The organism is bacterium, from assembly GCA_023135785.1.
Taxonomy (GTDB): Bacteria; CAIJMQ01; CAIJMQ01; order CAIJMQ01; family CAIJMQ01; genus CAZNJA01.
Genome location: JAGLSL010000032.1, coordinates 1 through 10,532, shown reverse-complemented (window position 1 = coordinate 10,532; position 10,532 = coordinate 1). Strand labels below are relative to the sequence as shown.

Below are 10,532 nucleotides of genomic sequence, written 5' to 3'. Positions count from 1 at the left end.
CAGGTAACGCCAACAATTCCCTTTCTTCAATCCTTCTTGCAAATTATTCCACGCATGACCTTGAGGGCGATTGGTACATAAGTTCTTTGCAGTGCGGCGGCGAAGGGGGTTGCTACGCATTTTTTGGCGGAATGGATATAAGTGAAACAGGATTGGTAAGGCAATGGTATGGAGAGGAATTTGAATCGGACGATATGCCTACCCAAATTTATATAGATTCAAACGGACTTGTAGAAATTGATAATGAAGACTCTTTTATCGGATTTATGTCGCCGGATAAAAAGACGGTTACAGCTACAATTACCGACGATGTTGGTAACGATACGGCGCAGATTATTGTTTTGCAGAAAAGAGGCGAAAATGTAGATTTTGTCCAGTCCGACCTTGCGGGCGAATGGGACATGCATTCTTTCGATTGCGATAGCGGAGGGTATTGTGGCTGGGAACGAGGAGAGGCGAATATAACACCAGGCGGCTTTATGACATGGACGTCTTTTGTGGATAGCGATGAAGGAGAGGCAGAGGAAGAAATCCAAGATAGTTATCTTGTTTCCATAAATTGGACAGACGAAGAAGAAAATTATTGGAACGGCGTCGTTACTATTAAAGAGTTTTATGATGAGGGGAACCCTATTGTGTTCGGAGCGATGTCGCAGAGTAAGAATGTGGTTGTCGGAGTAGTTGAAAATGATAGGAATGACTCCCAAATTATTATTTTGCAAAAGAAAAACGGTGTAGTATTTTCCCAAGCAGACCTTGCAGGTTTATGGAGTATGCACGGGTTAAGATGTAATGAATATGAGGGCTCGGAATATGTTGGAGTGTCGTTGCCTGTTATAGTGATTGAAGGGGAGATGTCTATTATAGAAAGTGAAATCCCTGTAGGTATAGTTAGTATAACGGATACCGGCATTGTTTCTCTTGAAGGAGAAGGCATATCCTTGACTGACGGCACAATGTCTTTAGACAAGGAAATGATTGTCATAAACGGTAGCTTCGCCGAGAATACTTATGAATTTTTTATTTTTCAAAGAATCAGGGATGTCAGTCCTGTCCAGTCGCTTGCCAATACTGTAAGTGGTTTTGCTGATACGGCGCTTAATATAATCCATGACGATTGGGATGTTATATTTGCGGCTCAACAGAGAGCGGGACGCTATACTATTGATGATGCGGGCGAAATTGTCTTCCGCGATTTAGGAAGTTTCATGCAGGGTGTCAGCGAATATGCCAAGAGCGATACTATTTTTCAATACGCTTATGACGCAAAAGAAGCGTTTGACCAATGTATAATCGCAAATCACGGTTCTTCCACAGACAACGGACTTTCCATATATTCGCCGAGATGGTGGTGGGATGAGGTGGGTGCTAATTACATCGGCGCAAATTTATCATTTCTTTTGGGAAATGGCTATACACAATATTGGGATAATTTTTTAGGAGATTATGTAGATACCGACCTTATACGAGACCCAAACCTTACGGGAGAGGCAACTTTTTCAAGAACAATTACAGGCGGAACGACTGCTTCGGCTTATGTCATGATTTCTTCTCCTTTATGGTCAGGTGTTCTCGACCCGTTAGCGGATAATTTGGGCGATTACGACACAGAACTTTGGCGCGCTTTTATGTGGGATACTGAACTCGGAAGTTACGACGAATATCCTTTTGATGATTTTGGAGATTACGTGGTAGAAGGAAAACTTGCCAGGGCAGAATACAATTATATGGATCCCGGCTATGGCTTATGGCTTATTTCGCGAAATGACGCGACTTTGAGTATTACCGGGTCTATGGAGGATTACTATGATGAGCCGTATGACGAGGGAATTTGTCTTGAACCCGGCTGGAACCAAATCGGAACTCCGTTTAATTTTGATATAGATTGGGATACGGTAGATGTAGTTTATTATGATGAGGGAATTGAAGGGTATGTTATTTGTGATGTTTCATCTGATGAAAACACTGTCACTTCCCATACGCTTTGGAGATATTTAAACGGAAGTTATAGCGGAACAGGTGTTATGAGGCGGGGCGAGAGTTATTGGCTCAATAACTTGACCGAAGATGATGTATGGCTTTTAATCAATCCTGTCCGAACCACTATACCTAACTCTTTCGTTCCGTCATTGGAGCGAACCCTTACCTTATTCGCAAAAGTTAGTGGAGAAGAAATGCCTCCTCCGCCTCCCGGAGGAACGGGGTCTGAATCAGAATCAGGTGAGGAAGGTAGCGGTGGCGGAAGCGGATGTTTTATCGCAACTGCTTGTTTTGGTTCACCTATGTCGGGAGAAGTTAATATCTTAAAGAATTTCAGGGATAGATATTTATTGAGCAATCCAATCGGAAAAGTTTTTGTTTCGACATATTATAGATATTCTCCGAAAGTTGCGGATTTCATAGCAAAACACGATTTCTTGAAAGTTTTGGTCAGGTCAACATTGTATCCCGTAGTTGAAGGATGTGGAGTTGTAGTGGAGAAATAAAAATAGCCCGCCACTGTTACAACGGCGGGCTCGCTTTTAGTCGTAAGTTTGGCAGGTTCCTATAGAAAAATTGAAAAAATTCCGTGTAATCAATTCTTATACTATCGGCTTTTTCACCGTTGCAGTAATCGTTTTTCTTTATTTTCTCCCCATTGATTTCATTAACCAGCTTGAACTAAAAACGCTCGACTTAAGATTTGAAACTTTCCAGAAAACAATTCCCTCGCAAAATATCGTTATCGTTACCATAGATAACAAATCCGAAGACCAGATTGGGCAATTCCCGTGGCCCAGAGATGCATACGCAAAAGTTATAGATAACTTGAGTAAATGGGGCGCTAAAGTAATAGGCATTGATGTCCTTTTTTCCGAGGAAGAAGCTAACGCATTATCAGAAGTTCTTGATAAAACAGATTTAGAAGATAGGGTTTCCCAAGACCTTATAGAAGGATATCGGGAAAAATTCGATAACGATAAAATTTTAACTGATTCAATAAAAAGGGCCGGCAATGTGGTTTTGGGATATTATTTTTTCACCGATTCAGACGAGCAGGTAAAACATCTTACAGAGGCGGAAAAACAAAAGGCAAAAAAATTAATCTCTAAAGCTCAAATTTCTTTGGTAAGTTCCAGAGTTAAAGGTGATGAAAAATTCTTGCTCAGAAGAGGTTATGGAATAGAATCAAGTATCGAGAGTATATCCCGCGCTTGTAAAAACTACGGATTTTTAAACATATTTCCCGATTCGGACGCAGTGTTGAGAAAAGTAACACTGCCTATGAAATATGAACATGAAAAAGTCTGGTATGGTTCGTTTCCTTTACAGATATTAAAAAATTATTTTGATGAAAATATACATCTTGGAGTTTCAGTAGAAGGTATATCATCTCTTACTTTGGGAGAAAAAAATATCCCTATTGATACAAGCGGAGCGATACTTCTTGACCAGAGCGCTTCCCTTGATTCTTTTCCTACTTATTCATTTGTTGATGTTATGACCGGAACGGTTGATAATATTGAAAATTTCAAAGATAAAATTATATTGGTAGGTATAACCGACCCCGGGCTTATGAGAGACACATGGGCTACACCGACCGATACTGTGGTTCCGGGTATAAAAATACATGCCCAAACCATATATGCAATACTTAATAATTGGTTCATGTCTTATTCAGGTACACTCATAAGTAATGTTCATCCCAACACAATCCTGAAAGATGAATTTGTATATTATTCTGATGAAGTAAATCTTGCTAACCTTTTAGCCATAATCTTATTAGGTTCAATACTTATATTTGCTATCCCGAAATTTCCTCATGCAAGTTATGGCGCTTACACGGCTATTTTCTTGCTTGTCGGTTACAGTGTAGCGGCATTCCTTCTGTTTAAAAACATGAGAATATGGATTAATATGTTCTATCCTATTTCAAGCATTGCTCTTGTTTATACGACACAGGCGCTTTATAGAGCATTGACTACCGAGCGTAAAGCGCGTGAAATACGAGGCGCTTTTCAAACATATGTCCCGCCTCAGATTGTTGATGAACTTATAAAAAATCCCGAGAAGTTAAAACTAGGTGGAGAAAGAAAAACTGTTTCAATACTTTATTCGGATGTAAAAGGTTTTACAACAATATCGGAGAAGCTTTCCCCTGAAGAACTTGTAGAATTTATGAATAATTATCTTACCCCCATGAGCGATATTGTATTCAAATATGAAGGGACGCTTGATAAGTATATCGGAGATGCTGTTTTGGCTTTTTACGGTGCGCCATTGCCACAAGAAGACCACTATTTAAGAGTTGTTCTTTCGGCTTTAGATATGATAAGTGCCCTGAAAGAATTGCGGAAAAAATTGAAAGAAGAAAATAAACCCTCAATAGATATAGGAATTGGTATAAACACTGGCGAGGTGTCTGTCGGGAATATGGGTTCTAAGACGCGGCTTGACTATACGATAATGGGGGATAATGTAAACCTAACACAGAGGATAGAAGAATTGACCCGAATATATAAAAACAATATATTGCTAAGCGAATATACTTATCAGAAAATAAAAGAAAAGATTGTTTGCAGGGAAATTGACGAAGTTACGGTAAGGGGAAGAACACAAGGTGTAAAAATTTATGAACCAATTTGCAGGAAGGAAGAAATAACTCCCGAAACCGAAAATATTGTTAAACATTTTGAGGCAGGGCTTAATCTTTATAAATTGGCAAAACCTTTGGAAGCGGAAAAAGAATTTTCACAAGTATTGCAAATAGTCCCTGAAGACGGTCCAAGCAAATATTATCTGGGGAAGGGTAGAGAAGTTAAATAAAAATAATTATCTGCTATCATGGACATACTAAGAGTGACTGTTCAATGGTGTGTGTTTGGCAAGAAAGGAGAACGACTCACTCAACGCAACGAAGTGTGACTATGTTCAGCAGTTCAACAATATACGGGAGATATGAAATGAGACTTGTCAATCTGTGGCTTATTCTTTTTCTGTTATGTCTATCAACTACAGTAGCCATTGCCAGCGACAACACCAAGAGAGAGGACCACGTGGTGGTTCCCGTGACAGAGAAGCAAATGGCTGTCATTAAGGCGTTGCCAGAGAAACTGGTCTGCGTTACTTCAGTGAAGAACCCAATAAAAACATTGGCTGGTCTGGAAGACAACGAGTTCTGGGTTTTCGGATTCTCCCCATCTGTTCCTGTCAAGCTTATGGCGGCATTCGGTCGTAAAGACACGGCAGCGGGCATTAGCTACGTTGGCTTAGGAAATGAGAGCGCGAGTTTCGACAAGACACCACATCTGCGGCTTTACATAACCGATGAACGCCGTGCCGAGATTCTAGAGCGCCGAGGAGGCATCAGTATCACATTTGAGATCGCCAGCGAAAAAGACCAAGCCACACAGCGGGCTTCCACCGCACATATGCAAGCACTATCACCGGACGAACGAGTTGCGATCCAGTGGATATCGCGCAATAACAAACTCGGGACCGCAGAGGCTGGGATTGTGCTTGGGTTCAAGTGGGAATTAGAGGAAACCATCAAGCAGGACAGAAGCGCCTATTGGCTCATGGCCCACGGACTATCAAAGTCGGGTAAACCGTATATCCTCACGTGGATAGACGGTTGCTTCGTAGCCTTGGGTGTCCGGCCCGACCATGCCAAAGAGAGAGGCTTCCGCGACATGGCCTTGGTCCATGGTTTCATCGAAACACCCAAACGACAAGACCCGGGAGGTCAACATCCAGATTCCTTCGTGACTCTTTCGGACGTGACTTTTCACGCAGTGGAAGACCGGATATCGTCAACAGACAAGCTCAAAGGTAAGCTTACCTGCGAAGTGCACAGGAAGCTGAAGAGAGACCCTGTCTTGCTGCTGACGTACTGGATAGCGGACAGCAAGCGGGAAATGTACTTCTATCCAAAGGCGCTCCCAGACAATAGAGGAGAGATGTACTTCGAGTTCTCGCCTTTTTTGAGCGACAATGATCCTCAGTGGTCCAGCGTATTCGGAACGATTGAAGTGTCCCTCAAGCTTTTGGACACCAGCTTCGATCTGCAACATCCATTGAGCAACGATCTGAAGATGTGCGTGCGATTAAAATAGTGGGCAGAAACAAACTGCCGAACGAGACAAATTCAGCGTATGCGGAATACCGCACCGCTGATTTGCGACGTTCTACAGACACAAGTGGTTAAAAGGGGACAGCGACCTTTTTATTCAATGATGTATGTTATGTGAGAAGAAGTAAAAATGGGAAATTATAAAGATTTAGAATACGAATTTATTGAAAGATCTCTTTCTCTTATTTCACAATACAAGAGTATGGCATCTAATTTTGATTTTAAAGAACAGTATAACTATACACTTCTGATCAATTGCCTTTTAGGTCTAATTGTTATGCCTAAAGAAAGAATGGTTTCGTATATTCCCAAAAAACGATTAACTCAAGAATTTAAAAAGAAAATCGGATTAGAAAATTCAAAGGTAAGCAATGATATTAAAAATTTAAAGTATTTAATAATTGCTCTTAGACACTCAATTGCACATTTTGATATTAAGGTTGAATCGTATAATAAAGATTTTTTAATAGATGAAATTGTATTCATGGACAATAGTAATTGTGGAAAACACGAGATTGTTAGATTTAAGGCTGAAGAGTTGTTGCCATTTATAAAGTACTATTCAACTTGGTTAATGAAGAATTTTAAAAAATACAGATTAAAAAGTAATTAAAACACATAACAAGGCATTCCAACTAAAAGGTAAAATAAAAAATAAAAGGTAAAAGTAAAAGGTAAAAGGGGACAGACACCTTTAGTCTTGACATATAGCTTTTGCCCCAATATAATATTTTTATGCCAAGACATGGAAGGATAGTTATACCTAATGTTGCATACCATGTAACCCAGCGTGGCAATTACGGGCAAAAAATCTTCAATACCAGAGAACATTATAAGCAATATTGCGAATGGATAGATGAATATGCTGAACAAAACAGCGTAAATGTTTTAGCATATTGTCTGATGAACAACCATGTGCATTTTGTGGTGAAGCCAAAGCGGGAGGATGGGTTGGCAAACCTGTTTAAAACGGTGCATATGCGTTATTCGCATTATATTAACCGGCAAAGAGGCGCCAAAGGTCATTTATGGCAAGGGAGATTTTATTCCTGCATATTAGATAACGCGCATCTGTATAGAGCTATAAGATATGTTGAAAACAATCCTGTACGTGCAAAAATAACCAAGAAAGCATGGGATTATAAGTGGTCTAGCGCAAAAGAGCATGTAGAAGATAACCGTAAACCATTAATCAATATCAGTAAATATAAAAATATAAAATCCATGAAGGAATGGAAAGAATACTTGACGGAAACCGATGATGAAATGGTAAAAGAAATTAGGCTGAAAACCAATAGGGGTCTAGTGGTGGGTACAGATAAATTTATTAAAAAGCTGGAAAGCAAATTAAACCGTTCTTTAAAATGTATAAGGCAGGGTAGACCAAGAAAGAATAAATAAAAAAAGGTGTCTGTCCCCTTTTTCCTTTTTGCTTTTTCCCTTTTTGCTTTTTGCCACAAATCACTGCACCTGACCAAAAAGCTGGCGCTTTTTCGGCAGGTGAGCTCAAATGTTAGATAACCATAGAATAGAGAAAGGAGGTGAATGGCATGACACAAGCTGAGGATCAAAACACGGGGATCGACGAATCGGTGGGACAGGGCTACATCATAGAATTTCTGACTGCTCTGGCAACTGACCTGAATGAAGGCGAGGAATTCTTTCAATGGTCGGAGATCGGGAGTTACCAGAGCGAATGCAGCCTTATCTATGTTCGCCCGCAGGCAATTCAACTGAAGAAGACATACACTCTGTCAAAAGGCTTCTGGGGTGACCTAGTTTCCATATTCCTACCTGCGGGCTTTACCACCGTTGGCCGAAAGGAACAAATCGAGGAGATCAATCGTCAGAACGCAGAGACAGCGATACGCATTGCTAAGCCGCATCCGTACCACTCGACACTGGGCAAGAAAGAACAGCCTGAGACGCAGTATGTATACCAGATCAGTGCGCGCAGTCCCGAGGGAAAAGTATTCGTCCACGTTTTCACACTGGAAAAGGATCGCGCTTACCAGTCCTTACTTAAGTACGAAGAGGCCCAGAGATGTCTCGATCTGATGGTCAGATCCGCAGTCGGGCCAGACGCAATGCGAGAAATCACGCAAGACTAGTTGTATCGTCGAACCAAAGCATGCAGGCTACAAAATGACCCGCGTGGATACTGGTCATTTTGAGCCTGATGCTGAATGTTAGAAGGAAAAAGTTTGAGAGTAGATTCCATTAAACCCCCGAAAACTCACCTTTCTTTCGTAACGGGGCAAGTAAGGATTGGAACTGTTACCTTCTCTTCATATACATAGCAAGAGATTTCACTTTTTTCCCTATAATAGTTTTACTCCGCTCCCGTAAAGCCCTGCTCTTTAGAGCGGAGATGGATGGTTTGTGTTATTAAGTTTTCCCCAAAGCCTTGTGCTAAAGCACGGGGAGCGGGGTTCACTTAATTGACACCCTGTATAAAACTAACTTAAAATATCCTTTGTGTTGAATTTGCTGTTTTTTACAATGGTTTAAATTTTGTAGTATGAGAAGAAAAAATGTTTAGAGAAATACCATATACCAGATACTAGATTATTATGGTCTCGCACATTATCACAAATAAAGGACGGCAGGACTAATATGAATATTCCTGAGTTAGTCGCTCCTGCAGGAAATATGGAAAAGTTGAAGATTGCTCTTCATTACGGCGCTGATGCTGTTTTTCTGGGTTTGTCACAGTTCGGCCTAAGGGCAAGGGCGGATAATTTCACGGAAAACGAGCTTGATAAGGCGATTCAATTTTTACATAGTAACGGAAAAAAGGCATATGTTACGCTTAATATTATTCCTCATAACAGGGATATTTCCGCAATAAGAGAACATCTTTCGTTTTGCAATAAGGCTAGACCTGACGGCATTATTATTTCTGATATTGGTGTCTTTGAAATGGCAGCTGAACTTTGCCCTGGCATTCCTCTTCATGTCAGCACACAGGCAAACATTACCAACTTCAGAGTAGCTAAATCCTGGGAGAGGTTGGGGGCAAAGAGGCTTGTGCTCTCCAGGGAGCTCACGATTGATGAGATTAAGGATATACGGAATAGTGTTTCCATTGAACTGGAATGTTTTGTTCACGGAGCAATATGTATCTCATACTCAGGCAGATGCTACATCAGTAGTTTTCTCGCAAACAGATCTGCAAACAAGGGCGAGTGTACTAATTCATGCAGATGGAACTATACGCTAATGGAGGAAACACGAAAGGGGAAGTTCTTTCCTGTATACGAGAATGACCGGGGCACATTTATATTGAGCTCAAGAGACCTTTCTATGATCGAATACCTTGATAAGCTATCAGAGGCAGGGATAAACAGTTTCAAGATCGAAGGCAGGATGAAGGGGATCAATTATGTTGCTGGTGCTGTCAAGGTGTATAGAGAAGCTATAGACAGCCTTGGAAATGGAACATATATGGTGGATAAAACCTGGTTAAAGGAGCTGTCGATGATCTCAAACAGGGGATATACCACAGGAATGTTTTTGGGCCACCAGCCAGACAATGGATATAACCATGATGAAAAGGTTTACCGTATGAGTCATGAACTGATTGGAGTTATTCAGTCCGTAAGGAGTGGCAGAGGTCTGATTGCCCTGAGAAATACCATAGAGTTGGGATATACCATCGGGTTTCTATCAAAGGGACTGGAAGAGAAGCTCTTTGAGGTCAAGGAAATGTATGATGAGCAAGGTCGACGGGTAGTCTCCGGAAGAAATGATGAAGTAGTTACGATACCCTTACCCCTCGGGGTGAGAGAATCTGATCTCGTGAGGCGACCGATAAAATTATCTCGCTAAATATTAAGCGAGAACTCTTTTGTTAAATTATGTAATGAGCTCGAATCAAATTTATTGAAGTACAAAATAATAATAAATTATGGAAAATCAAGGTCAGACCTCGAAATGCGAAATGATGATTTGTTGTCGACAAATCAATTAGCTGATCCTTTCCGCACTTCGCTTGTTCGTGCAACGGGTTTATTATGTTAGGCTAAAATAAAAAAACTTGTATTTGTATCTCATTTGTGATACATTCATCGTAAATGGAGGTGTTTTATGAGTAAAAGTGCAATGATTAGAGCAAGAATAAAGCCAGAATTAAAGAGTCATACGGAAAATATTTTTCATAAGCTTGGTTTAAATGCAACACAAGCAATTACAATGTTCTATAAACAAGTTGAACTTTACGATGGACTTCCTTTTGATGTAGTAATTCCCACATCAACGACTAAGCATACTTTCAAATTAACGAATGAAAAAAAGAATTTTGTTGTTTGTGAAGATACTAAAGATATGTTTAAAAAATTGGGTATGTAATGTATATCCCTGTTTATACTAAACAGTTTGAAAAAGATGTTAAGCGTTGTAAACGCAGAGGCAAAGATTT

At 40.4% G+C, this 10,532-nt stretch carries 8 protein-coding genes; all 8 read left to right on the top strand.

The window, feature by feature from the left end; genetic code table 11:
* Positions 1–2,486 (top strand): hypothetical protein (locus tag KAS42_02730; protein MCK4905147.1); only part of this gene is annotated, 2,486 nt, incomplete at its 5' end.
* 70 nt (positions 2,487–2,556) lie between these two features.
* The gene (locus KAS42_02725; GenBank protein MCK4905146.1) at positions 2,557–4,806 is read left to right on the top strand and encodes an adenylate/guanylate cyclase domain-containing protein; all 2,250 of its coding nucleotides are present in this window, start codon (positions 2,557–2,559) and stop codon (positions 4,804–4,806) included.
* 137 nt (positions 4,807–4,943) lie between these two features.
* Entirely contained in the window at positions 4,944–6,095 is a 1,152-nt protein-coding gene (locus KAS42_02720) for a hypothetical protein (GenBank protein MCK4905145.1), read from the top strand.
* 147 nt (positions 6,096–6,242) lie between these two features.
* Positions 6,243–6,725: a hypothetical protein gene (locus KAS42_02715; protein ID MCK4905144.1), complete on the top strand. Its 483-nt coding sequence runs from the start codon at positions 6,243–6,245 to the stop codon at positions 6,723–6,725.
* A 122-nt stretch (positions 6,726–6,847) separates the two neighbouring features.
* A complete protein-coding gene (locus tag KAS42_02710; GenBank protein MCK4905143.1) occupies positions 6,848–7,513 on the top strand; it encodes a transposase in 666 nt (221 codons plus the stop codon).
* A 149-nt stretch (positions 7,514–7,662) separates the two neighbouring features.
* Positions 7,663–8,223: a hypothetical protein gene (locus KAS42_02705; GenBank protein ID MCK4905142.1), complete on the top strand. Its 561-nt coding sequence runs from the start codon at positions 7,663–7,665 to the stop codon at positions 8,221–8,223.
* 505 nt (positions 8,224–8,728) lie between these two features.
* Positions 8,729–9,943, top strand: coding sequence for a U32 family peptidase (locus tag KAS42_02700; GenBank protein ID MCK4905141.1), 1,215 nt, complete (start codon positions 8,729–8,731; stop codon positions 9,941–9,943).
* 258 nt (positions 9,944–10,201) lie between these two features.
* On the top strand, positions 10,202–10,462 hold the full coding sequence (locus tag KAS42_02695) for a type II toxin-antitoxin system RelB/DinJ family antitoxin (GenBank protein ID MCK4905140.1): 261 nt from the start codon (positions 10,202–10,204) through the stop codon (positions 10,460–10,462).
* The last annotated feature ends 70 nt before the right edge of the window (positions 10,463–10,532 follow it).

Coding starts and splice junctions, on each gene's coding strand:
- KAS42_02720 (MCK4905145.1), top strand. CDS start 4,944: ATGAGACTTGTCAATCTGTGGCTTATTCTTTTTCTGTTATGTCTATCA.
- KAS42_02715 (MCK4905144.1), top strand. CDS start 6,243: ATGGGAAATTATAAAGATTTAGAATACGAATTTATTGAAAGATCTCTT.
- KAS42_02710 (MCK4905143.1), top strand. CDS start 6,848: ATGCCAAGACATGGAAGGATAGTTATACCTAATGTTGCATACCATGTA.
- KAS42_02705 (MCK4905142.1), top strand. CDS start 7,663: ATGACACAAGCTGAGGATCAAAACACGGGGATCGACGAATCGGTGGGA.
- KAS42_02700 (MCK4905141.1), top strand. CDS start 8,729: ATGAATATTCCTGAGTTAGTCGCTCCTGCAGGAAATATGGAAAAGTTG.
- KAS42_02695 (MCK4905140.1), top strand. CDS start 10,202: ATGAGTAAAAGTGCAATGATTAGAGCAAGAATAAAGCCAGAATTAAAG.